General features: G+C 61.8%; 27 protein-coding genes and 2 tRNA genes. 10 read left to right on the top strand and 19 right to left on the bottom strand.

All coding sequences use genetic code 11. The annotated features are described in order from the left end of the window. Positions 1-2 precede the first annotated feature (2 nt). The 3 genes from FS665_RS02130 to FS665_RS02120 are packed head-to-tail and all read right to left on the bottom strand — an operon-like array spanning position 3 to position 3,520. A complete protein-coding gene (locus FS665_RS02130) occupies positions 3-995 on the bottom strand; it encodes an ABC transporter permease (RefSeq protein ID WP_145182651.1) in 993 nt (330 codons plus the stop codon). Then, a complete protein-coding gene (locus tag FS665_RS02125) occupies positions 992-2,545 on the bottom strand; it encodes a sugar ABC transporter ATP-binding protein (RefSeq protein WP_145182648.1) in 1,554 nt (517 codons plus the stop codon). The genes FS665_RS02130 and FS665_RS02125 overlap by 4 nt, the downstream gene beginning before the upstream one ends. A gap of 18 nt (positions 2,546-2,563) precedes the next feature. After that, complete coding sequence (locus FS665_RS02120; RefSeq protein ID WP_145182645.1) at positions 2,564-3,520, bottom strand: sugar ABC transporter substrate-binding protein; 957 nt, start codon at positions 3,518-3,520, stop codon at positions 2,564-2,566. A 296-nt stretch (positions 3,521-3,816) separates the two neighbouring features. Here FS665_RS02120 and FS665_RS02115 point away from each other — a divergent pair, with 296 nt between their 5' ends. Further along, complete coding sequence (locus FS665_RS02115) at positions 3,817-4,905, top strand: asparaginase (protein ID WP_145182642.1); 1,089 nt, start codon at positions 3,817-3,819, stop codon at positions 4,903-4,905. Positions 4,906-4,968: 63 nt separating this feature from the next. Here the strand turns inward: FS665_RS02115 and FS665_RS02110 are convergent, their stop codons facing one another. Next, positions 4,969-5,460 (bottom strand): GNAT family N-acetyltransferase, encoded by a 492-nt coding sequence (locus FS665_RS02110; protein WP_145182640.1) that lies wholly within the window; start codon positions 5,458-5,460, stop codon positions 4,969-4,971. Positions 5,461-5,565: 105 nt separating this feature from the next. On the opposite strand from FS665_RS02110, the gene FS665_RS02105 reads away from it, so the two are divergent. Next, the gene (locus FS665_RS02105) at positions 5,566-5,808 is read left to right on the top strand and encodes a DUF1654 domain-containing protein (protein WP_145182637.1); all 243 of its coding nucleotides are present in this window, start codon (positions 5,566-5,568) and stop codon (positions 5,806-5,808) included. A 3-nt stretch (positions 5,809-5,811) separates the two neighbouring features. On the opposite strand, the gene FS665_RS02100 is transcribed toward FS665_RS02105, so the two are convergent. From FS665_RS02100 to FS665_RS02085, 4 genes are all read right to left on the bottom strand, one after another. After that, positions 5,812-6,237: a GTP pyrophosphokinase gene (locus FS665_RS02100; protein ID WP_145182633.1), complete on the bottom strand. Its 426-nt coding sequence runs from the start codon at positions 6,235-6,237 to the stop codon at positions 5,812-5,814. Between the two features lie 61 nt (positions 6,238-6,298). Continuing rightward, positions 6,299-6,871 (bottom strand): SPOR domain-containing protein, encoded by a 573-nt coding sequence (locus FS665_RS02095; RefSeq protein WP_145182631.1) that lies wholly within the window; start codon positions 6,869-6,871, stop codon positions 6,299-6,301. Positions 6,872-7,028: 157 nt separating this feature from the next. Further along, positions 7,029-7,105, bottom strand: a tRNA-Val gene (locus FS665_RS02090). 175 nt (positions 7,106-7,280) lie between these two features. Then, a tRNA-Val gene (locus tag FS665_RS02085) sits at positions 7,281-7,357 on the bottom strand. Between the two features lie 202 nt (positions 7,358-7,559). Between FS665_RS02085 and FS665_RS02080 the strand changes: the two genes are divergently transcribed. Beyond that, positions 7,560-8,843 carry an FAD-binding oxidoreductase gene (locus FS665_RS02080; protein WP_145182628.1) on the top strand — a complete coding sequence of 428 codons (1,284 nt, stop codon included), beginning with the start codon at positions 7,560-7,562 and terminating at the stop codon, positions 8,841-8,843. A gap of 47 nt (positions 8,844-8,890) precedes the next feature. Here the strand turns inward: FS665_RS02080 and FS665_RS02075 are convergent, their stop codons facing one another. After that, entirely contained in the window at positions 8,891-9,640 is a 750-nt protein-coding gene (locus FS665_RS02075) for a peptidase C39 family protein (protein WP_145182625.1), read from the bottom strand. Positions 9,641-9,795: 155 nt separating this feature from the next. Here FS665_RS02075 and FS665_RS02070 point away from each other — a divergent pair, with 155 nt between their 5' ends. After that, positions 9,796-9,975 (top strand): hypothetical protein, encoded by a 180-nt coding sequence (locus FS665_RS02070; protein ID WP_145182622.1) that lies wholly within the window; start codon positions 9,796-9,798, stop codon positions 9,973-9,975. 59 nt (positions 9,976-10,034) lie between these two features. On the opposite strand, the gene FS665_RS02065 is transcribed toward FS665_RS02070, so the two are convergent. Together FS665_RS02065 and FS665_RS02060 are read right to left on the bottom strand one after the other, a co-directional pair. Then, entirely contained in the window at positions 10,035-10,787 is a 753-nt protein-coding gene (locus tag FS665_RS02065) for a TerC family protein (protein ID WP_145182619.1), read from the bottom strand. Positions 10,788-10,814: 27 nt separating this feature from the next. Further along, positions 10,815-11,054, bottom strand: coding sequence for a hypothetical protein (locus tag FS665_RS02060; RefSeq protein WP_145182616.1), 240 nt, complete (start codon positions 11,052-11,054; stop codon positions 10,815-10,817). A 129-nt stretch (positions 11,055-11,183) separates the two neighbouring features. On the opposite strand from FS665_RS02060, the gene nhaR reads away from it, so the two are divergent. From nhaR to FS665_RS02045, 3 genes are all read left to right on the top strand, one after another. Next, positions 11,184-12,077, top strand: coding sequence for a transcriptional activator NhaR (gene nhaR / locus FS665_RS02055; RefSeq protein ID WP_145182613.1), 894 nt, complete (start codon positions 11,184-11,186; stop codon positions 12,075-12,077). Between the two features lie 75 nt (positions 12,078-12,152). Then, a complete protein-coding gene (sstT, locus tag FS665_RS02050; protein ID WP_145182610.1) occupies positions 12,153-13,364 on the top strand; it encodes a serine/threonine transporter SstT in 1,212 nt (403 codons plus the stop codon). Between the two features lie 107 nt (positions 13,365-13,471). Beyond that, positions 13,472-14,119, top strand: coding sequence for a YceH family protein (locus FS665_RS02045; RefSeq protein ID WP_145182607.1), 648 nt, complete (start codon positions 13,472-13,474; stop codon positions 14,117-14,119). A 4-nt stretch (positions 14,120-14,123) separates the two neighbouring features. Here the strand turns inward: FS665_RS02045 and FS665_RS02040 are convergent, their stop codons facing one another. The 8 genes from FS665_RS02040 to FS665_RS02005 all read right to left on the bottom strand — a co-directional run bounded on the left by FS665_RS02040 (position 14,124) and on the right by FS665_RS02005 (position 21,420). Further along, on the bottom strand, positions 14,124-14,312 hold the full coding sequence (locus tag FS665_RS02040) for a hypothetical protein (protein WP_145182604.1): 189 nt from the start codon (positions 14,310-14,312) through the stop codon (positions 14,124-14,126). Between the two features lie 96 nt (positions 14,313-14,408). Beyond that, positions 14,409-15,971 carry an alkyl hydroperoxide reductase subunit F gene (gene ahpF, locus FS665_RS02035; protein ID WP_145182601.1) on the bottom strand — a complete coding sequence of 521 codons (1,563 nt, stop codon included), beginning with the start codon at positions 15,969-15,971 and terminating at the stop codon, positions 14,409-14,411. Positions 15,972-16,094: 123 nt separating this feature from the next. Next, a complete protein-coding gene (ahpC, locus tag FS665_RS02030; RefSeq protein ID WP_133330622.1) occupies positions 16,095-16,658 on the bottom strand; it encodes an alkyl hydroperoxide reductase subunit C in 564 nt (187 codons plus the stop codon). Positions 16,659-16,856: 198 nt separating this feature from the next. Continuing rightward, a complete protein-coding gene (gorA, locus tag FS665_RS02025) occupies positions 16,857-18,212 on the bottom strand; it encodes a glutathione-disulfide reductase (RefSeq protein WP_145182599.1) in 1,356 nt (451 codons plus the stop codon). Between the two features lie 99 nt (positions 18,213-18,311). After that, a complete protein-coding gene (gene galU, locus FS665_RS02020) occupies positions 18,312-19,151 on the bottom strand; it encodes a UTP--glucose-1-phosphate uridylyltransferase GalU (protein ID WP_145182596.1) in 840 nt (279 codons plus the stop codon). A 196-nt stretch (positions 19,152-19,347) separates the two neighbouring features. Beyond that, entirely contained in the window at positions 19,348-20,268 is a 921-nt protein-coding gene (locus FS665_RS02015; RefSeq protein WP_145182593.1) for a c-type cytochrome, read from the bottom strand. Next, positions 20,265-20,915: a cytochrome c gene (locus FS665_RS02010; RefSeq protein WP_145182591.1), complete on the bottom strand. Its 651-nt coding sequence runs from the start codon at positions 20,913-20,915 to the stop codon at positions 20,265-20,267. Before FS665_RS02010 ends, FS665_RS02015 begins: the two co-directional genes overlap by 4 nt. A 145-nt stretch (positions 20,916-21,060) precedes the next feature. Then, positions 21,061-21,420: a hypothetical protein gene (locus FS665_RS02005; protein ID WP_145182588.1), complete on the bottom strand. Its 360-nt coding sequence runs from the start codon at positions 21,418-21,420 to the stop codon at positions 21,061-21,063. Between the two features lie 159 nt (positions 21,421-21,579). Here FS665_RS02005 and FS665_RS02000 point away from each other — a divergent pair, with 159 nt between their 5' ends. The 3 genes from FS665_RS02000 to FS665_RS01995 are packed head-to-tail and all read left to right on the top strand — an operon-like array spanning position 21,580 to position 23,162. Beyond that, entirely contained in the window at positions 21,580-21,882 is a 303-nt protein-coding gene (locus FS665_RS02000; protein WP_145182585.1) for a DUF1883 domain-containing protein, read from the top strand. A gap of 8 nt (positions 21,883-21,890) precedes the next feature. Next, complete coding sequence (locus FS665_RS23355; RefSeq protein WP_178108279.1) at positions 21,891-22,061, top strand: hypothetical protein; 171 nt, start codon at positions 21,891-21,893, stop codon at positions 22,059-22,061. Between the two features lie 24 nt (positions 22,062-22,085). Further along, complete coding sequence (locus tag FS665_RS01995; protein WP_145182582.1) at positions 22,086-23,162, top strand: nitronate monooxygenase family protein; 1,077 nt, start codon at positions 22,086-22,088, stop codon at positions 23,160-23,162. Positions 23,163-23,220 lie beyond the last annotated feature (58 nt).

The raw sequence follows: 23,220 nt of genomic DNA, 5'->3' as shown, positions 1-23,220 counted from the left end.
TGTCAGTTCCGCCGGCCTGCACGCCGGCTACGGTAGGTGTCGAGCACCACGGCGATGACGATCACCGCCCCGGTGATGATGCGCTTGGTGGGCTCGGAAGCACCGATCTGCGCAAGCCCTGCGGCGAGCACCGAAATGATCAGCACACCAAAGAACGTGCTGATCACCGAGCCGCGCCCGCCCATCAGGCTGGTGCCGCCAATCACCACGGCAGCGATCACCTGCAGCTCCAGGCCCGAACCTGCGTTGGGGTCGGCGGCCTCCAGGCGCGAAATCTGAAACAGCGCGGCCAGGCCCGCGAGCAGGCCCATCAGGGCAAACACCAAGACCTTGTAAGGCCGCGGGTCGATACCCGCCAGACGCACAGCCTCTTCATTGGTGCCAATACCGATCAGGTAGCGGCCGAACACCGTCCGGGTGAGCACCAGCTGCGCCAGTACGATGACCAGCAAGGCAATCACGAAGGCCGGCGAAATGCCGAAGGCGAACGGCTCGGAAAACCAGGCGAAGGCATCGCCGATGTAAGCGGTGCGCGAATCGGTGAACTGATAGGCCAGGCCTCGGGCCATCTCCAGCACACCGAGCGACACGATGAAGGACGGGATGCGCCAGGCAACGGTGACGGCACCGGTGATGCTGCCGGCCAGGGCCGCGATGGCCATACCCAGCAAGGCCGCCGGCAGCACGCTCCAGCCCCAGCCCAGCATCGCCACGCTGACGGTCGAGGCTGCGAGGGCCAGGACCGAACCGACCGACAGGTCGATGCCACCGATGATCAGCACGAAGGTCATGCCCACGGCCAGCACCATCAGATCAGGGATCTGGTTGGCCAAGGTGCTGAAGGTGGCGTACGACCAGAAGTGGCTGCTCAAGAACGAGAACAGCACGATCATCGCCAGCAAGGCGCCGGCCAAGCCCAGGTAGGTGCCCAGGCCGAAATAGGTGCCGCTGCGACGCGCCGGGGCGCCGGTTGTATCGAGTGGTGTGGTTTTCATGCATCCATCCTGGGCGCTGCGTCATGCAGCAAGGCATCACGTTTCTGGTAACCGGCGAAGGCAGCAGCGAGCAGTTGATCCTGGCTCCAGTGCTCACGGTCGAACGTATCGATCAGACGACCGGCCGAGATCACGGCGATGCGGTCGCAGATCAGCATCAACTCGCGCAGGTCGCTGGACACCATCACCAAGGCCTTGCCCTGGCGTGCGAGCTCGGCCAGCAAGCCATAGATATCGAACTTGGCACCGACGTCGATGCCGCGGGTCGGTTCATCGAACAGCAGCACCTGGCAATCACGCTCCAGCCAGCGGCCGATCACCACTTTCTGCTGGTTGCCGCCAGACAGCTCTGCCACCGTCTGCGCCGCATTGGCACTGCGGATGCGCATGGCGCTGATCTGGCGTTCGGCCAAGGCCTGTTCGGCCGCGCCATCGAGCACCCCGGCACGGGACACGGCCGGCAGGTTGCCCAGCGCGATGTTGGCACTGATCGACTGGGTCAGCAGCAGGCCTTCGCCCTTGCGGTCCTCGGTGATCAAGGCAATGCCCGCTTTTACCGCTGCCTTCGGTGAGTCGATGTTGACCGCCTGGAGTGGCTGGCCAATCTGGATACTGCCACTGTCGGCGCGGTCGGCGCCGTAGATCAGGCGCAGCAGCTCGGTGCGTCCGGCACCGATCAGCCCGGAGATGCCGAAGATCTCCCCTGCCCTGACCTGCAGCGATACATCCCGCACCTTGTCGCCGCGGCACAGGTTGTCGACCTTGAGCAACGCCGCGCCGAGGCGGCGCCGGCCCAGATCGATGTGCTCGCCCAGCTCGCGGCCGACCATCAGATTGACCAGCTCGGCGCTGCTGTAGCGCTGAATCGGCTCGTCGCACACCAGCGTGCCGTCGCGCAGCACGACGATGCGCTGTGCCACGCGCTGCAACTCCTCGAGGCGGTGGGAGATGTACACGATCGCCACGCCGCGCTGACGCAAGCGCTCGATCTGGGTGAACAGCAATTCGACTTCGCGGGCCGTGAGCATGGCCGTGGGCTCATCGAGGATCAGCACGCGGCAATCGCCGATCAGGTTGCGCGCAATCTCGACCATTTGCTGATGACCGATGCCCAGCTCGCCCACTGGCGTGTCAGGGTCGATGGCATCGAGCCCGACCTGGGCCATGGCGGCAGTGGCCAGCTGACGCAGGCGCTTGTGGCTGATCCAGCCGAAACGGCTGGGCAGGTTGTCGAGGAACAGGTTTTCCGCCACCGTCAAGGTTGGCAGCAAGTTGAGTTCCTGCATCACCATGCGCACGCCCAGGCGCTCGGCCTCGCTGCGGCTGGCCGGCGCATAGGCTTGACCGCGATAATGCATCTGCCCGGTGCTGGGGCTTTCCAACCCGCAGATGAGCTTGGACAAGGTACTTTTGCCCGCGCCGTTCTCACCGGTCAGCGCCAGCACTTCACCGGCGTGCAGGCTCAGGCTGACCTCGGCCAGCACCGGCTGGGCGTAGCGTTTGCCCAGCGCGCTGGCGGCGAGCACCACTTCGTTGGCCGCTTCAGGCATGGCCGTCACTCCCGAGGATCAGGGCTGGGTGATGAGTTCGACCGGCGTCTGAATGACGTTGTCGGCGTCGACGTTCGGTTTCTCGCCCTTGAGGATCTGCAGCGCCGCCTGAATGCCATACACCGCCTGCTGGCTAGCGGCCTGGTCGAGGGTGGCGAGCACGCGACCGTCCTTGAGCATGGGCTTGATGGCATTGATGTTGTCGTAGCCAACCACCTGCACCTGGCCGGTCTTGCCCGCCGCGCGCACTGCCGAAACGGCGCCGAGTGCCATGCTGTCGTTGCCGGCCAGCAGTGCCTTGAGGTCTGGGTACTCGTTGAGCATCGAGGCAGCCACCGCGTTACCCTTGTCGATCTCCCAGTTGCCGGACTGTACCGAGACGATCTTCATGTCGGCACTGGTCATGGCGTCCTTGAAACCGGCGGTACGCTGCTGAGCGTTGGTGGTGGTTGGCACGCCTTCGATGATGCCGACCTGATCACCGGCCTTGAGCTTCTGCTGGGCCAGGTATTCGCCGACCATGCGTGCGCCCTTGCGATTATCCGGGCCGACGAACGGAACGCTGATGCCTTTGCTCTTGAGCAGCTCGGGGTCCAGGCGGTTGTCGATGTTGATCACGATCACGCCTTTGTCCATGGCCTTTTTCACCACCGAAACCAGTGCCTTGGAGTCAGCTGGCGCGATCACCAGCGCCTTGGCGCCGGAATTGACCATTTGCTCGACGATGCGAATCTGCTCACCCGTGTCGGTTTCGTTCTTGATGCCGTTGGCCACCAGCTCGAAATCAGCAGGATGGGCTTTCTGATAGTCCTTGGCACCGTCTTCCATGGTGCGGAAAAACTCATTGGCGAGTGACTTCATGACCAAGGCGACTTTGGGTTGCTCTTCAGCGTGGGCAGCCGCCAGCGGCACAGCCAGGGACAGCGAGGAGACAACGGCGAGGGCCAGGAGACGGCCGGGGAATGGCAGCTTCATGAAATATGACTCCGAATCTTGTTTTTTTATCGGATAGCAAACGTTTGCGCTGGCTAACTATGGGAACAAGATCCCTCTTTGTCAAATGCGTTTTGCCAGGGCCTGCCGAGGCGGACGTCTTGATTGATTATCCGGAAATTCTCCGAAAAACCGAACAATTTTTCCTATGCTTGTTCGGGGTTCCGGATGCAGAGCGTGCCCAGCGCCCCAGATTGCGCACGCTTCCGGGGTTGGTACGAAACCTGCCTCGCTTGTGCCTGCAACACAGCTCAATTGGACGAGAGAGAACAATAATCATGAATGCTGCACTGAAAACCTTCGCACCCAGCGCCTTGGCGCTGCTGCTGATCCTGCCGACCACTGCCTCGGCCAAGGAAGCCGAAACCCAACAGAAACTTGCCAACGTGGTGATTCTGGCCACCGGCGGCACGATTGCCGGGGCCGGCGCCAGCGCTGCCAACAGCGCCACTTACCAGGCCGCCAAGGTGGGCGTCGACAAGCTGATCGCCGGCGTACCGGAGCTGGCGGACGTCGCCAATGTACGCGGCGAGCAAGTCATGCAGATCGCCTCCGAAAGCATCAGCAACGATGACCTGCTGAAACTGGCCAAACGCGTGGCCGAGCTCGCTGACAGCGCCGACGTCGACGGCATCGTCATCACCCACGGTACCGACACCCTGGAAGAAACCGCCTACTTCCTCAACCTGGTGGAGAAGACCGATAAGCCTATCGTGGTGGTCGGCTCCATGCGCCCAGGCACCGCAATGTCCGCCGACGGTATGCTCAACCTTTACAACGCCGTGGCCGTGGCGGGCGACAAGCAATCGCGCGGCAAGGGCGTGTTGGTGACCATGAATGACGAGATTCAATCGGGTCGCGACGTGAGCAAGTCGGTCAATATCAAGACCGAAGCTTTCAAGAGCGCCTGGGGCCCAATGGGCATGGTGGTCGAAGGCAAATCGTACTGGTTCCGCCTGCCGGCCAAGCGCCACACCAGCAACTCGGAGTTCGACATCAAGCAAATCAGCAGCCTGCCCCAGGTGGATATCGCCTATGGCTACGGCAACGTGACCGACACCGCCTACAAGGCGCTGGCGCAAAATGGCGCCAAGGCTTTGATCCACGCTGGCACCGGCAACGGCTCGGTGTCCTCGCGCGTGGTCCCCGCCCTGCAGGAGCTGCGCAAGAACGGTGTGCAGATCATTCGCTCGTCCCACGTCAACCAGGGTGGTTTCGTACTGCGCAATGCCGAGCAGCCGGACGACAAGAACGACTGGGTCGTGGCGCATGACTTGAACCCGCAGAAGGCGCGGATTCTGGCGATGGTGGCATTGACCAAGACCCAAGACAGCAAGGAGCTGCAGCGGATTTTCTGGGAATACTGATCCATCCCGAGAATCAAAATGGGGCGCAGCAGCGCCCCATTTTTCATCGCCACGTGCTACGCGTTACAGCTCCATGACCATCTCGTGCCAGGCCATGCCGCCATGCTCCGAAGGCGATGGCTGAACGTACCGATAGCCCATCTTGCGGTACAGCTGCACATGCTGTTCTTTGCACATCAAATGAATGGTCTGCTTGCCGTACCCTTTCATCTGCGCAATGAACGCTGTCATCAGCTGGCCGGCATAACCTCTGCCCTGGTGAGCGGGGTCGACCACGACCGACATGATGACCACATTGGGCGCGTCTGGGTCGTGCCCGACAAGCTCCTTGAACGCCTCGTCCGACATCACTACCTGATGGGCGCAGCCGCTGTTGATGAAGCCGACGATGCCCTGCTGATCTTCCAGCAATAGAAACCCTTGGGGGTATTGGCTGATCCGCGTGCGGATCTTGTCGAGGGTTGCCGCCTCGTCGCCTTCATAGGCGCTGATCTCGATGTCGAAGCAGCGTTCAGCGTCTTGCAGGCGGGGTTGGCGGAAAGTAAGGGCGCTCATCAACAGACTCCGTAGAAAGAACAGCGAAGCGTCAGTGTACCAGTTGCGAAAACACCTGCCGTGAAATACTGTACGCACGTACAGCACAACAAGGAATCGCCACCCGTGGCCACTACCGCATCCGCAGCTGCCAGCAGTTACCAGCAAATGGGCCTGCGCATTCAGAAGATCATCAACAACCCCCTGGCCCAGCGCAGCCGTGCCGCATTGATCTTCCGCCTGGAACACGAATCGCCAGACGACTGGGAAACACTGCTCGAGGAAATCGCCGAAAACGATAACGTTACCCTCGCCCACCGCGATGACGGCGGCGTTCAGCTGTTCTGGACAGTCCCCAAGGACGACTGAAGCTCAGGCCAGCGCCTGCAGGTAAGCGCTGGCTTCACGGTAACGGGCCAGGCGCGCCAGGTCGGCCGGGCCAGGTATGGCGATGCGCGTGAGGTCACTGTTGTCGGCTAGATCGGCCAGTTTGACCGTGCGCGCCAAGGGGTCGCTACCCAGGCGCACGACGAAGTCCTGGTAGCTTTCGCCGCTGTGACGGCTCAGGGCCAGCAAGGCGGCAAGGATTTTCAGAGGAAAGCCCTCACGGGCCAAGTCCGAAAGGGTCATCGAAGTGTCTTCAAGGACATCGTGCAGCACGGCAACGATACGCTGCTCCGGCGTGCTCACCCGCATCATGACCCGCAGCGGATGCAGAATGTAGGCCGCTCCGCCTTTGTCACATTGGCCTTCGTGCGCCTTGGCGGCTACGGCAATGGCCCGTTCCAGCGTAGACATGAGGCCCTCCCCGTTTGGCTTGCTCAAGGCAAGCATAGCCGGGGAAGCCTACAGATAACAGTTAACGCTGCGCGCCGTGCTGGATGACCACAGAATCGGTACCCAGTTTGGCCATGACTTCGGCCTGGCGCGCCTGTGCCTCAGCCTTGCTGGGGAATGGGCCGAGCAACACCACTGGCTTGCCCTCACGGTATTCCACCGAAGAGGCAATGCCCTTCTCGATCAAGCGTGCAGTCATGTCGCTCAGCGCGCCCATGTTGGCGCCCTGGATCACCTCGACATCCCACCCTTCAGGGGCCGGCTGATCGGCCAGTGCGTCGGCGCGCCGTTGCAGCTCTGCGCCGCCGCAGTATTCGCGGATACGCAGTTCGTTGCTGCCGTCGGCGACGATGATCTGGTATTGGCCGTCGCCAGTCTTGACTGCGACGTAGCTGCGATAAGCCAGGTACTGGCCGGCGTCATCCTTGCTACGCACCTGGCCGCAAATGGTGCCTTTCGTGTCGATGCGCACGTTGCCGAACTTGGCGGTGCCAGGATTGGGCAGGTGCTCTGCGACCTGCTTGTGCACGCCTTCGACCTCGTTTTCGCAGCCGACCAGGGCCATCACTGCCAACACCACCACCAGTTTGCGCACGCGCGTACCTCCAGATTCGAAGGGGCGGATTCTATCACGGCCACAGCAGTCACCGCCCGCGACCAAAGGTTACACGCTGCTTCGTGAGCAAGCGGAAAGCAAAAAGGGCGACCCTTGCGGATCGCCCTTTCTAATGCCCGTAAAACAGGGCTTTGTTTGGTAGGCACAATTGGACTCGAACCAACGACCCCCACCATGTCAAGGTGGTGCTCTAACCAACTGAGCTATGTGCCTGTCGTGTGGTGCGCATATTAGTGACCGGATGCACACCTGTAAAGCATTTTTTTCAAAAAAATCAAAACTTTCAACACGTTGCCTAGGGCGCACGTTTCCGCCGCCGCGGCAACCATGCAAAAAGGGCGACCCTTTCGGATCGCCCTTTCTGATGCCCGTGAAACGGGACTTTGTTTGGTAGGCACAATTGGACTCGAACCAACGACCCCCACCATGTCAAGGTGGTGCTCTAACCAACTGAGCTATGTGCCTGTCGTGTTGGTGCGCATTCTACGCATTCCATAACTGCTGTCAACACTTTTTTTTACGCTAAGCCACTGAATCTTAAACTGTTTATAGATAGCTAGCGGCGCCCAGGGGGTAACGGATTTTTAACAGACGACTAGCGGGTGTTTATTATTATTGATAGCATCGGTACATTCGTTAAAAATATAAAACACGAGGTTCCTGCAGCATGGCTAACACCCCCTACCCCCAGTCCTACTACGCCGCCTCGGCCAACCCGGTGCCGCCACGTCCGGCGCTGCAGGGTGAGGTGGAAACCGACATCTGTATCATTGGCGCCGGCTACACCGGCCTTTCCAGCGCGCTGTTCCTGCTCGAAAACGGCTTCAAGGTGAGCATCGTCGAAGCTGCCAAAGTCGGCTTCGGCGCTTCGGGCCGCAACGGCGGCCAGATCGTCAACAGCTACAGCCGCGATATCGACGTGATCGAGCGTACCGTCGGCCCCAAGCAGGCTCAGCTGCTGGGCCAGATGGCCTTCGAAGGTGGGCGCATCATCCGCGAGCGCGTGGCCAAGTACAACATCCAGTGTGACCTCAAGGACGGCGGGGTCTTCGCTGCGCTGACCGCCAAGCAGATGGGCCACCTGGAATCGCAGAAGCGCCTGTGGGAACGCTTCGGCCATAACCAACTGGAGCTGATGGACCAGAAACGCATCCGTGAAGTGGTGGCGTGCGAGAGCTATATCGGCGGCATGCTGGACATGAGCGGTGGCCACATCCACCCGCTGAACCTGGCCTTGGGTGAAGCGGCAGCGGTCGAGTCGCTGGGTGGCATCATCTATGAGCAGACGCCGGCGGTGCGCATCGAGCGTGGTGCCAACCCGGTGGTGCACACCCCGCAAGGTAAAGTTCGTGCCAAGTACATCATCGTCGCCGGCAATGCCTACCTGGGCAACCTGGTGCCTGAGCTGGCGGCCAAATCGATGCCATGCGGCACCCAGGTGATCACCACCGAGCCGCTGGGCGAAGAGCTGGCGCGCACCCTGCTGCCGCAGGACTACTGCGTGGAAGACTGCAACTACCTGCTCGACTACTACCGCCTGACCGGCGACAAGCGCCTGATCTTCGGCGGTGGCGTGGTATACGGTGCACGCGATCCGGCCAATATCGAAGCGATCATCCGGCCAAAGATGCTCAAGGCGTTCCCGCAGCTGAAGAACGTCAAGATCGACTACGCCTGGACCGGCAATTTCCTGCTGACCCTGTCGCGGCTGCCGCAGGTCGGTCGCATCGGCGACAACATCTATTACTCCCAGGGCTGCTCGGGCCATGGCGTCACCTACACGCACCTGGCAGGCAAGGTGCTTGCAGAGGCCTTGCGTGGCCAGGCCGAGCGTTTCGACGCCTTTGCCGGCTTGCCGCACTACCCGTTCCCAGGTGGGCAGATGCTCCGCGTGCCGTTCAGCGCCATCGGCGCCTGGTACTACAGCCTGCGCGATCGCTTGGGCTTCTGAGCCCAAGCTTGAACTGGCGCTTCGCTCGATGGGCGAAGCGCCAGGTGTCAGCGCGCGTTTTCGAGGCTGGCCACCGCCTGCTTCGCGGCCCCTTCCTGGCCGGCCCTGGCCAAAGCGTCGGCAGCTTGCAGCCAGCGCTGGCGATCCACCTGGGCCGGCAACTGCCGCGGTGGTTGCACCAGCACCGCCCAACTCCCTTCCTTCGCCCAGTTCTGGGCAAAATCGTCAAACCCCATGAGCTGGCGACGCTGCATGCCTGAGCGCAGCAGCACGCGCTTCTTGTAGGTGTCGTAGCCGATCAACACCGCGTACCGCGGCTCGCTCCACCACGCCGAGCCTTCCTGATAACGCAGCAGCACCGGATTACCGGCCGCCACTTGCACGAGCAAGGCATCGAGCTGCTTGTCCAGCGGGTACACCAGTTTGCCGTATGCGCGTGCGACCTGCGGGATGCCGGTGGCCAGTGCGTCGGCACCTTCGGGCAGGTTGAGCGGCTTGTCCAGCAACCCAGGGGTGATAGGCGCGCCTTGTTGCGAAAGCAAGGCTGCAAGCGCCATCGCGCCGCTGTGGTTGGCGTTGCCGCGATAGAACGGCACGCTGCTGATCTCGACCCGTTGCGGCAGGCCTTTGAGCCCTGTCGGGGGCGTGCCCGCACAGCCTGCCAGGGCGCCAGCCAGCAGGCCAGTGAGCAACAGATGACGCGAGGCGCGGGCCAAGCGTTTGCAGAAATGATGCGCCATGAACACTCGCTTGTTCAGAGGTCGGGCAGACAGCGCCCGACATTGGCTACCGATCATAGTGGGACCACCGCACCGGGTACAGTCTGACAAGCGGCAGGCATCGCTCCGACGGGCAATCGACGAAAAGCCGATGGAACGTCCCAGACGGGCAGCTAGACTAATGAAGTGTCTGGAGGGCAAACCACAAGTTGGCCCAAGAGAAGGAGGCACACATGAGCCTGACCATGGCAATTCTGATGTTGGTGAGCATGTGGCTTAGCGTCGCAGCCGCCATGCTCTGGGGTGTACTGCGGATCGTGCGGCGTCACTCGCAGCATGCCGACCTGCCGCCCGAACCGGCGGTGAAGGCGCGGCCCAAGCTCAAACCGCGGCCACAGGCCGTGATGCACTGATGTTCCTGCTATCGCTTTAGTCAATGCAACGGGGCGCTGGGCGCCCCCGCATTACGCCATCAGCCCTGCGCAGCATCACGCTTCAGACGCGCCCGTCGCGCCAGGATGTTGAGCACCTCGATAGCCGTCGAGAACGCCATCGCTGCATAGACATAACCCTTCGGCACATGGGCCCCAAACCCTTCGGCGATCAGTGTCATGCCGATCATGATCAGGAAGCCCAGGGCCAGCATCACCACGGTCGGGTTGTCGTTGATGAAGTTGGCCAGCGGGTCTGCTGCCACCATCATCACGATCACCGCCGCCACTACCGCGATGATCATGATCGGCAGGTGCTCGGTCATACCCACGGCGGTGATGATGCTATCGACCGAGAAGACGATGTCCAGCAGCAGGATCTGGAAAATTGCAGCGGCAAAGCCCAATGTGACCGTTGACGACACCTTGGCCTCCTCCTTGGCGCCATGCGGGTCGACGTTCTCGTGAATTTCCCGGGTGGCTTTCCACAACAGGAACAGGCCACCGGCGATCAGAATCACGTCTTTCCAGGAAAACGCATTTCCGAATACCTCGAACACCGGGTCGGTCAGCTGGACGATCCAGGCCACCGTGCTGAGCAGTGCCAGGCGCATCACCAACGCCATGCTGATGCCGATTCGCCGTGCCTTGGAGCGATATTCCACGGGCAGCTTGTTGGTCAGGATCGAGATGAAGATCAGGTTATCGATGCCCAGCACCACTTCCATGGCGACCAGCGTGGCCAGGGCGACCCAGGCAGTTGGGCTAGCGGCGAGTTCCAGCAAGTATTCCATTGTTCTAATCCTGCAGCGGTGATGAGGTTAAATTTCTTCGGTCGTTGCGGTTGCATCAGCGGCCTTGGGCTTGCGCGCCTCGCCCCCGATCGCTTCATTCAACGCCTGCTGAGCGGCCTTGTTGGTGTCGTCGATGGCCTGCTTGGCCGACTGCGCCGCCTGGTCAAGCATCTGCTGGGCAGATTTTTCGGCCTGGTCGCAACCGGCCAGTGCCAGCAACGCCAGGGTCAGGACCAGCGGTGTACCGATGGCTTTGAAGTGCAGCATAGTGTCCTCGCTCAAATATTTCCGCCGGCGCTCTGCGCCTGATGGGTAAGCAGTCTAGCCAGCGGCATACTTCAGGAAAATTCGTATTTTCAGCGTGTATACTTCGGTTTTTACGAATCGGGGAATTCTGTGCTCAACTACCGTCAGCTGCACTATTTCTGGGTTGTCGCCAAGACCGGCAGCATTACTCGCGCCAGCGAGCAGTTGAACCTTACGGCGCAGACCATCAGCGGGCAGATCGGTTTGTTCGAGCAGACCTACGGGCTGGAATTGTTTCAGCGCGTGGGCCGGCAGCTGGAGCTGACCGAAACGGGTCGCCAGACGCTGGTCCATGCCGAGCAGATGTTTCAGATCGGCAATGAGCTCGAGGCGATGCTCAGGGCTGGCCCACAAGAGCAGATTCTGTTTCGCGTCGGAGTGGCCGACGTGGTCCCCAAGTCGATCGTCTATCGCCTGCTGGCCCCGACCATGGCGCTTGACGAAGTGCTGCGCATCAACTGCCGCGAAGACAAACTGGAGCGACTGCTGGCAGACCTGGCGATCCAGCGCCTGGACCTGGTGATCTCCGACAGCCCGATGCCCGGCCATCTGGACATCAAGGGGTATAGCCAAAAGCTGGGGGAATGCGGATTGAGCTTTTTCGCCACACCGGCCCTGGCCAAACAGCATGGCGGCGTCTTTCCTGCCTGCCTGCAAGACGCGCCGCTGCTGATTCCCGGCCCGGAAACCGTGGTCGGTAGCCGCCTGCTGCGCTGGCTGGGCGAGCAGCAGGTGCAGGCTCGGATCGTCGGCGAGTTCGACGACAGCGCACTGATGCAGGCCTTCGGTCAGTCGGGCAGCGGCATTTTCGTCGCCCCCAGCGTGATCGCCGATGAGGTGTGCCGACAGTATGGCGTGCAGTTGATCGGCCAGACCGAGGCGGTGCTGGAGTCATTCTACGCCATCTCGGTGGAACGCAAGGTCAAGCACCCTGGGATCGTGGCCATCACCGAAGGCGCGCGCCGCGAGCTGTTTCACTGGTGACAAGGCTGACTTTGCGCCGCTGGGGTCTATGGTAAAGTTGCGCCCTTTTTGCTGACTGCCGAGATCACGCCGCACATGACACCTGTTTTCCGTCTCCTCAAGCGCACCAGCCTGGTGACTCAGATCGTCATCGGCCTAGTTGCCGGTATCGCCCTGGCACTGCTGGCACCCGCCCTCGCCCGCGACCTGGCCTTTCTCGGCAAGGTATTCGTCAGTGCCTTGAAGGCAGTGGCGCCGGTGCTGGTGTTCATTCTGGTCATGGCCTCGATCGCCAATCATCGCCATGGCCAGGAAACCCACATCCGTCCCATTCTCTGGCTGTATCTGCTGGGTACGTTCGCCGCCGCCGTCGTGGCCGTGGTCGCCAGCATGCTGTTTCCATCGCACCTGGTGCTCAACGCCAGCGAGGCAACCCTCAGCGCGCCGGGCGGCATCGGCGAAGTGATGCAGAACCTGTTGCTGAGTGCGGTCGACAACCCGGTCAACGCCTTGCTCAATGCCAACTTCATCGGCGTACTGACCTGGGCCATCGGACTGGGCATTGCTCTGCGACATGCCGGCGAGACGACCCGCACGGTGGTCGATGACCTGTCCAACGGGGTGACCCTGATCGTGCGCGTGGTCATCCGCTTCGCGCCATTGGGTATCTTTGGCCTGGTCAGTTCGACCTTGGCGCAATCGGGCTTTGCTGCCCTGCTCGGCTACCTGCACCTGTTGGGTGTGCTGATCGGCTGCATGCTGTTCGTGGCGCTGGTGATGAACCCATTGATCGTGTTCTGGAAAATCCGCCGCAACCCCTACCCACTGACCCTGATGTGCCTGCGCGAAAGCGGCATCACGGCGTTCTTCACCCGCAGCTCGGCGGCGAACATTCCGGTGAACCTGGCGTTGTCGGAACGCCTGGGGCTGCATGAAGACACCTATTCGGTGTCGATACCGTTGGGAGCCACCATCAACATGGCGGGCGCGGCGATCACCATCACCGTGTTGACCCTGGCCGCGGTGCACACGCTGGGCATCGCCGTCGACCTGCCGACCGCGGTGTTGCTGAGCGTGGTCGCAGCGATCTGCGCGTGCGGTGCTTCGGGCGTGGCCGGCGGCTCGCTACTGCTGATCCCGCTGGCCTGCAGCCTGTTTGGCGTCCCTAGCGAAATCGCCATGCAGGTGGTCGCCGTAGGCTTCATCATCGGCGTGCTCCAGGACTCGGCAGAAACGGCACTCAACTCCTCGACCGATGTGCTGTTTACCGCAGCGGCGTGCGAGGGACAGGCGCGGCGCAGCGCGTGATCGCCGTCGGGGCTGCATGGCGGCCCCGTAGCCGGTTGGCGGACGGATTGCTTAAGCTCGAGGCTTTACCTACGCTAGTGGCCTTCCCACCCGTATGAGAAAGGGCCATGTCAGAGCATCCCACTACCGGCGAAGGCCGCTTGAGCAGCATCGAGATCCGCATCCTCGGCGCGCTGATCGAAAAGCAGGCCACCAGCCCGGAAAGCTACCCGCTGACCCTCAATGCCTTGGTGCTGGCGTGCAACCAGAAGACCAGTCGCGAGCCAGTGATGAATCTCAGCCAGGGCCAGGTCGGCCAGGCCCTGCGCGCGCTCGAAGGGCAAGCCATGACACGCTTGCAAATGGGCAGCCGCGCCGACCGCTGGGAACACCGCGTGGACAAAGCCCTCGAACTGGTACCGGCGCAAGTAGTGCTGATGGGGTTGATGTTCCTGCGCGGGCCGCAGACCCTTGGCGAGCTGCTGGCGCGCAGCAATCGCCTGCATGAATTCGATGACACCGAGCAGATCCAGCATCAGCTCGAACGCCTGGTTTCCCGCGGCCTGGCGCTGCATCTGCCGCGCCAGTCAGGCCAGCGCGAGGACCGCTACACCCATGCCTTGGGTGAGCCGGCGGAGATCGAGTCGATCCTGGCTGCGCGGCAACAGGAAGGCGGCGCGCGCAGCACGACTGGCGGCATCGCCGATGAGCGCATCGAGGCGTTGGAAGCGCGGGTCGCCGCGCTGGAAGCGCGTCTGGCCGAGCTCGAAGGCTAAGCCGCTAGCGCTCCGGCTCTGGGAAGTGTCGGCAGCTTTTACGTTCTGCCAGTTCCTGGTCGGTAGGACGCTGATCGACGAACACGGTGCGGCCGTCGGCGTAGATTTCAAGATAGCCCCAGTGCAGATCTTGTTCGTGCTGACAGGGCTTGGGCGGAACTAGCCACCAGGGCTCGCGGCTGATGAGGGTCATAAGAACGTCCTGAAGGTGTCTGCCGTTAAGCATAGACACCTTCAGTTGGCCCACTCGTGCTGTTGTCTTGCTCGATTTTACAAGCCGTAAGCAGACTTATGCCGGCGCTGACGTGCGGATCAGGTGGTCGAACGCGGCCAGCGACGCTTTGGCACCCTCGCCGACCGCGATGACGATCTGCTTGTAAGGGACCGTAGTCACGTCACCTGCGGCGAACACGCCTGGCACGTTGGTCTGACCCTTGGCGTCGACGATGATCTCGCCGCGCGGCGACAGCTCGACGGTACCCTTGAGCCAATCGGTATTGGGCAACAGACCGATCTGCACGAAGATGCCTTCCAGCTCCAGGTCATGCAGCGCCTCGCTGGTGCGATCCTGGTAACGCAAGCCTGTGACCTTCTCACCGTTACCGACCACCTCGGTGGTCAATGCGCTGGTAATCACCTTGACGTTCGGCAAGCTGTGCAGCTTGCGCTGCAAGACCGCGTCGGCACGCAACTGGCTATCGAACTCGATGAGCGTCACCTGGGCGACGATACCAGCCAGGTCGATCGCCGCTTCAACGCCAGAGTTGCCCCCGCCGATCACCGCCACGCGCTTGCCCTTGAACAGCGGACCATCGCAGTGCGGGCAGTAGGCCACGCCCCGTGCGCGGTATTCCTGCTCGCCCGGCACGTTCATTTCCCGCCAGCGCGCACCGGTCGCCAGAATCACCGTCTTGGCCTTGAGCGAAGCGCCGCCGGCCAGGCGGACTTCGTGCAAGCCGCCATCGGTGGCCGGGATCAAGGCTTCACCGCGCTGCAGGTTCATTATGTCGACGTCGTACTGCTTGACGTGTTCTTCCAACGCCGTGGCCAACTTCGGCCCTTCGGTTTCCTGCACCGAGATGAAGTTTTCGATGGCCAAGGTGTCGAGGACCTGGCCACCGAAGCGTTCAGCGGCGACGCCGGTACGAATGCCTTTGCGCGCTGCATAGATCGCTGCAGCTGCGCCAGCCGGGCCACCGCCGACGACCAGGACATCGAAGGCCGCCTTGGCGTTGATTTTCTCGGCCTGGCGACTGCCCGCGTTAGTGTCGATCTTGCCGAGGATTTCTTCCAGGCCCATGCGGCCCTGGCCGAAGACTTCACCGTTGAGGTAGATGCTCGGCACCGCCATCACCTTGCGCGACTCGACCTCCTCCTGGAACAAGGCGCCGTCGATCGCCACGTGGCGCACGTTGGGGTTGAGCACCGCCATCAGGTTCAGCGCCTGAACAACGTCAGGGCAGTTCTGGCAAGACAGCGAGAAATAGGTCTCGAAGATGAACTCACCCTCCAGCGCCTGGATCTGCTCGATGACCTCGGCGCTGGCCTTGGAAGGATGGCCACCGACTTGCAGCAGGGCCAGTACCAGGGAGGTGAATTCATGGCCCATGGGGATGCCAGCGAAGCGCAGGCTGATATCGGCCCCAGGGCGGTTCAGCGAAAACGATGGGCGACGCGCATCGCTGCCATCGGCGCTGAGGGTAATAAGGTTCGACAGGCTGGCGATTTCTACCAGCAAGTCATGCAATTCGCGGGACTTCGCGCCGTCGTCGAGGGAAGCAACGATCTCGATCGGCTGGGTGACCCGCTCCAGGTAGGTTTTCAGTTGCGATTTAAGCGTGGCGTCCAACATACGGGCGATTCCTTTTCAAAACTCGGATACAAAAACGCCCAGGCGATAGCGCCCGGGCGTTTTACGGGGCGGTGAGAACTTCAGCTGTGGCGGCTGCTTACCGCCCGGAAGATCGGCATGACCTTAGATCTTGCCAACCAGGTCCAGCGATGGTGCCAGAGTGGCTTCGCCTTCTTTCCACTTGGCCGGGCAGACTTCGCCTGGGTGGGCGGCAACGTACTGGGCGGCTTTGACCTTGCGCAGCAGCTCGGTAGCGTCGCGGCCAACACCACCGTCGTTCAGTTCGACGATCTTGATCTGGCCTTCCGGGTTGATCACGAAGGTACCGCGATCAGCCAGGCCGGCTTCTTCGATCAGCACGTCGAAGTTGCGCGAGATGATGTGAGTCGGGTCACCGATCAGCGGGTACTGAATCTTGCCAATGGTGTCCGAGGTGTCGTGCCAGGCCTTGTGGGTGAAGTGGGTGTCGGTCGAGACGCCATAGATCTCAACGCCCAGCTTCTGGAATTCGGCGTAGTTGTCGGCAAGGTCACCCAGTTCGGTTGGGCAAACGAAGGTGAAGTCGGCCGGGTAGAAGAACACGACGGACCACTTGCCTTTCAGGTCGGCTTCGCTGACCTGGACGAACTCGCCCTTGTGGTAGGCGGTGGCGTTGAACGGTTTGACCTGACTGTTGATGATCGGCATGAGAGACGCTCCTTCATGGGGTTGGAATCAGTTGATGGAGTGAATCCTACCGACTGTTCCGGCCAAAGGCTCATTGGCAAAGCTCATGCTTGTGATTGGTTTTGGCTATAACCGCAGATCATTAATAGAAGGGAATCGGCTGAGCAACCGATTGCGCCTGTTAGCGCAACCCGTTGCTTTGAACAGTGCGCGCGCCGATCAGCGAGTAGCAGTGCGCAGGGTGACGAACTCTTCAGCAGCCGTTGGATGCACGCCGATGGTTTCATCGAACTGTTGCTTGGTGGCGCCAGCCTTGAGGGCGATGCCCAAGCCTTGAATGATCTCGCCAGCATCCGGGCCAACCATGTGGCAGCCCAGTACTTTGTCGGTTTCGGCGTCGACCACCAGTTTCATCAGGGTTTTCTCCTGAATCTCGGTCAGCGTCAGCTTCATGGCGCGGAAGCGGCTTTCGAAGATCGTGACCTTGTGACCGGCGTCGAGCGCCTGCTCTTCGGTCAGACCGACGGTGCCGATCGGCGGCTGGCTGAATACCGCAGTCGGGATGTTCTGGTAATCCACCGGGCGGTACTGCTCCGGCTTGAACAGCCGCCGCGCCACGGCCATGCCTTCGGCCAGCGCTACGGGGGTCAGTTGCACGCGGCCGATCACGTCGCCGATGGCCAGGATCGACGGTGCCGTGGTCTGGTACTGCTCATCGACGCGAATGAAGCCACGCTCATCCAGCTCGACGCCGGTGTTTTCCAGCCCCAGGTTGTCCAGCATGGGGCGGCGGCCGGTGGCGTAGAACACGCAGTCGGCGACCAGTTCGCGGCCGTCCTTGAGGGTAGCCTTGAGGGTGCCATCTTCGAGCTTGTCGATGCGCTGGATATCGGCGTTGAACTGCAGGTTCATGCCCCGTTTTTCCAGTTCTTCCTTAAGGTGCGTGCGCACCGAACCATCGAAACCGCGCAGGAACAGGTCTGCGCGATAGAGCAGCGTGGTGTCACTGCCCAGCCCCTGGAAGATCCCAGCGAACTCGACGGCGATGTAGCCGCCGCCTACCACCAGCACCCGGCGTGGTAGCTCCTTGAGGTAAAACGCTTCGTTGGACGTGATCGCCAGCTCCTTGCCTGGGATGTCCGGCACCTGCGGCCAGCCACCGGTGGCGATGAGGATGCGCTCGACGCTGTACTGCTCGCCATTCACCTCGACCTGATGGGGGCCGGTGATCCGCGCGTGGCCTTGTAGCAAGGTGACGCCGCTGCCGGTCAACAGGTTGCGATAAATACCGTTGAGCCGGTCGATCTCACGGTTCTTGTTGGCGATCAGCGTGCCCCAGTCGAAATGGCCTTCTTCCAGGGTCCAGCCATACCCAGCAGCCTGTTCCAGCTCGTCGGCGACATGGGCGCCGTAGACCAGCAGTTTTTTCGGTACGCATCCGACGTTGACGCAGGTCCCCCCCAGATAACGGCTCTCGGCCACCGCCACTTTTGCACCGAAACCTGCAGCGAAGCGCGCCGCACGCACACCGCCGGAACCGGCGCCAATCACGAACAGATCAAAATCGTAGGCCATGTATTCACTCTCCTAGGCAGGCGCCCAGCATACCGCCGTTGGCCGCCGCGAACAAAAAAGCCACCCCGAAGGGTGGCTCCTTGAACCCGCGCTGGCGTATCAGTACGCCTTGCCGGATTTGTAGAAGTTTTCGAAGCAGAAGTTGGTCGCCTCGATGTAGCCTTCCGCGCCACCGCAGTCGAAACGCTTGCCCTGGAACTTGTAGGCGATCACGTTGCCTTCGGCAGCCTGCTTCATCAGGGCGTCGGTGATCTGGATTTCGCCACCTTTGCCAGGCTCGGTCTGTTCGATTTTCTCGAAAATGTCCGGGGTCAGGATGTAGCGACCGATGATTGCCAGGTTGGACGGCGCATCTTCAGGCTTGGGCTTCTCGACCATCGAGTCGACGCGGAAGATCCCAGGCTTGATTTCTTCGCCGGCGATGACGCCGTACTTGTTGGTTTCCTGCGGATCGACTTCCTGGATGGCCACGATCGAGCAGCGGTACTTCTTGTACAGCGCCACCATCTGCGCAAGGACACCTTCGCCATCGAGGTTGACGCACAGGTCGTCTGCCAGCACCACGGCGAACGGCTCGTCACCGATCAGCGGGCGGCCGGTCAGGATGGCGTGGCCCAGACCTTTCATTTCGGTCTGGCGCGTGTAGGAAAACGAGCATTCATCGAGCAGACGACGAATACCGACCAGGTATTTTTCCTTGTCGGTACCCTTGATCTGGGTTTCCAGCTCGTAGCTGATATCGAAATGGTCTTCCAGGGCGCGCTTGCCACGACCGGTGACGATGGAGACTTCGTTCAGACCGGCAGCCAATGCTTCTTCAACGCCATACTGGATCAGTGGCTTGTTGACCACCGGCAGCATTTCCTTGGGCATGGCTTTGGTAGCAGGCAGGAAACGAGTGCCGTAGCCAGCTGCCGGGAACAAGCATTTCTTGATCATAAACATCCTTAAACGAAGGCTAGGCCTGGGGAATTCGGCGCAGTCTAATCAGGCGGGATTAACCTTACAATGCCCTGCCTGAGTCGAACGCTGCCATCATAGAGACACCTCAGTGTAGATAGTTCCAAAAAGTTCGTGAAGATGCCGCTATCCGGCCTCAGGCGGCCAACGCCGGCAGGGCCGGCGGGCGCCCTGCTCACTGGCCACTGCCCTGCCCGAGCAGCACGCCATCGACCTTTTGCCCATACAGGTTGACGCCGTCGTTGGCGTGGAACTTCAACCGCGTCTTTTCCACCGAGCCTTCGACCAGGCGCGGGTCCTGCGGGCGTTCATGCCGGTTGATCCAGGCGGCGACGTCCCACGCCTGCTGGTCGCTCAAACTGCCCGGCTTGCCCAAGGGCATGTTGTACTTGATGAAGGACGCGGCGGTGTTGATCCGGTGCATGCCGGCACCCCAGTTGTAGGAATCCTTGCCCCACAACGGCGGCATCACGTATTCGCCCGCGACTTTCTGGCCCTGACCTTGGTCGCCGTGGCAGATCGCGCATTGCTCGGCGTACACCTGCTGGCCACGCTTGAAGTCATAACCGCCCTTGGGCTGCGTCACCTCGGGGTAGCCACGGCCGGGCAGCTCGACGCCAGTCGGGGCCTGGGTCGACAACCAGTACGAGTAAACGGCAAGCGCGGTCATCTGCGGGCTGTCGGCGGCCGGCGGCTTGCCGTTCATGCTGAACTGGAAGCAGCCTTGGATACGTTCGGCGTAGGTGTTGACCTTGTTGTTTTTCTTGCGATAGGCCGGGTACATGGGATACGCACCCCAGAGCGGCGCCGAGTGGGCCATACGACCCTGGTCAAGGTGGCAGTTGCTGCAGTTCATGCCGTTGCCAACGGCGTCGGGCATCAGCCGACGGGTATCGACGAACAGCGCGTGGCCTTCTCGGACCATGGCGCCGAAGGCATTATCCGGCAGGCTCTGCTCCTGGGGAGGGGTGAATTGCGCCGCCGCATGGGCTGCGGGGACATTGAGCTGCGACTGATCTTCCATGGCGATGGGCGCAGGGCTCGCCAGTGCATTGCCCACGGCCAACAGGCACAGCGAAGGAAATACGGTTTTCATGGCTTGACCTCCGAACGGGTGAGCTGGGCGAAGTACTCGGAAAGCGCCGTGACTTCGGCGTCGGTCATGGCCTTGGCCACGCCCGCCATCAGCTGGTTGGGGTCGTTCTTGCGGCTGCCGTTGCGCCACCCGTCGAGCTGGGCCTTCAGGTACGCCGCGGGCTGCCCGGACAAGGGCGGGAAGTGCTCGCCGATACCGCTGCCTCCAGGGCCATGGCACTGCACGCACCCTGGGATCTGCCGACTCCAGTCGCCATACAGGGCCAAGCGCTCGGTGGGGTTGGCTGCGATCTGCTGGCGCTGCAGCGCGGGCGCTGGGTCAGCCGGCAGCTCGGCCAGGTATTGACTGACGGCGGCGATTTCCTCTTCGCTCAGGGCACTGGCCAGCGGCGCCATGACCGCCTGCTGGCGACTGCCGCTGCGCCAGTCGTGCAATTGCTTGGCCAGGTAGCCGGCAGGCAGCCCCGCCAGGCGGGGAAACCCAGCAGCGGCAATGCCCTTGCCATCTGCACCGTGGCAGCCGATGCAGGCCATGGCGGCAGGGTTGGCACCTCCCTGGGTAAATATTTTCTGGCCATCAGCGGCTTGCGCCGCCGGCCAGGCCAGGATCAGCAAGCTGCCGATCAAGACGCGTCTCAATGGGGCCATCACGAATCTCCATTTCTTTTGTTATAAGCTTAGGCTTAAAACACATAAGCAAATGGATACTAGCCCCGCCAGCGAAGTCGCAACAACGCCCCGCCCGGCCAGCGGATGGCAAATGGCCTGCTAAGCGCGCTTGGCTTGCTTCAGATCAACTTCCGGAGATGCATTTGGTCGCCGAGGTGCGTACATCACCCAAGCGCAATGGGAAGTTGTTGAGGCGCTCATGCAATTTGATACTGCTGCCACTGCCGCGCTTGTCGATGTCCACCAACGCCGCTGGCCCGGCGCCAGAGGTGAGTTTTTGCGGCACGATCAGCCGCAGTCCATCGCCGCGGGCCTCTTCGACCAGCGGATCGCGCGTGTCGGCCAGGTGCGCCTTCATGCAGTCGGCGTATTCACGCGGAGTCTTGCCCGAAATCACGTCCAGGGTCTCGTGAGACTGCTCAAGCTCAGCGACGCTGACGCAGCCGCCGAGCGTCAGCGCTAACGCTGCCACCATCCACTTCATTAATCGCACCTCGCATGACAAGAATGTGTAGGACAATTCGCAGGCCATTTTGCTCCCGGCTTTGGCAGTTTTCTCGGCCTGCGCCGATCTGGCGCGAGAGCCAGGCCCGACAACATGGTATCGTTCGCCTTTGCAGAACCAGACTTTGCGGAGCACCCCATGAAATTCGTACACCAGCGCGAGCACCTCAACGAGGACGATATCGTCGTTATCGAGTGTTCCCAGCGCTGCAACATCCGCCTGATGAACGACGCCAATTTCCGCAGCTTCAAAAACGGCGGCCGGCACACCTACCATGGCGGGCACTTCGAGCGTTTCCCGGCGCGAATCACCGTGCCTAGCACCGGTTTCTGGAATATCACCATCGATACCGTGAGCACCCGCCCGATTTCGGTGACACGCAAACCCACCCTGACCCACAAGATCAAGATCATCCGTCGCTCGTCGTCGAAACTCGGATAAGGCCCGCCATGACCCAGAACATCAAATACGTCATCAAGTACAAACTCGACGGCCAGCGGCGCTGGGACTTCGCGGTGATGGACGACGCGTCCGATGAACAGGCCCTCGAAGCGCTGCGCAAGATTCATGGCGATGATGCCGAGAAGATCAGCGACATCCAGGTCAGCAAGGCGCTGTAGACCCGACATTCAAAGGAGCAACCCGTGAGCGACTGGCCCGACCGACGAATTCTCGATCTGCTGGGCATCGCCTTGCCCATCCTCCAAGCGCCCATGGCCGGGGCCAGCGGCTCGCCATTGGCGATTGCCGTGGCCAGCGCCGGGGGGCTCGGCGCCCTGCCCTGCGCCATGCTTACCAGCGAACAGGTGCGCAGCGAGATCGAGGCGTTTCGCACGGCCTGTCCGGGCAAGCCGCTGAACTTGAATTTTTTTTGCCACCAGACGCCAACACCCGATCCTGAGCGTGAGAAGCGTTGGAAACAGGCGCTCGAGCCCTATTACGCCGAGGTCGGCGCCGACGTTGCCGCCCCCACCCCGGTGTCCAATCGCGCCCCGTTCGACGAGCAGAGCTGCCGGCTGATCGAAGAACTGCGCCCTGAAGTGGTGAGCTTTCACTTCGGATTACCGCAGGCCTCGCTGCTGCAGCGGGTCAAGGCCGCGGGGGCCAAGGTGCTTAGCAGTGCCACCACGGTAGAGGAAGCGCAGTGGCTGCAAGCCAACGGCTGCGATGCGATAATCGCCATGGGCTATGAAGCGGGCGGGCACCGCGGCATGTTCCTGAGCGACGACATCAACACGCAGATCGGCACCTTCGCCCTGGTCCCACAAGTGGCCGACGCGGTGCGTCTGCCGGTGATCGCAGCCGGTGGCATCGCCGATCACCGGGGTCTGTTGGCCGCCTTGGCGCTCGGTGCCAGTGCGGTGCAGATTGGCACCGCCTACCTGTTCACTGGGCAGGTAAAGGTTTCCCCTGCCCACCGCCAGGCGCTGGCCTGTGCTGCAGCCAGCGATACGGCGTTGACCAACCTGTTCACCGGTCGTCCTGCGCGCGGTATCAACAACCGCATCATGCGCGAGCTCGGACCGATGAGCGCGCTGGCGCCTGACTTCCCGCTGGCCGGTGGCGCATTGATGCCGCTGCGGGCGATCACCGATCCCCAAGGCAACGGCGATTTCAGCAACCTGTGGGCCGGGCAAGCCTTGCGCTTGGGCAAGCGGCTAGCTGCCGACCAGCTTACGCGTGACATCGCCGAGACAGCGCTGGCAACGATCCGTGGTTAAAAAATCCATGAGCGCGCTTCCCGCTCACTGGCCTATCGCTATATAGTTTGGGTTATAG

Origin of the sequence: Pseudomonas sp. URMO17WK12:I11 (assembly GCF_007677725.1) — a bacterium.
Classification (GTDB): Bacteria; Pseudomonadota; Gammaproteobacteria; order Pseudomonadales; family Pseudomonadaceae; genus Aquipseudomonas.
The sequence above is the reverse complement of the archived record's forward strand: the minus strand, read 5'-3'. Positions and strand labels throughout refer to the sequence as shown.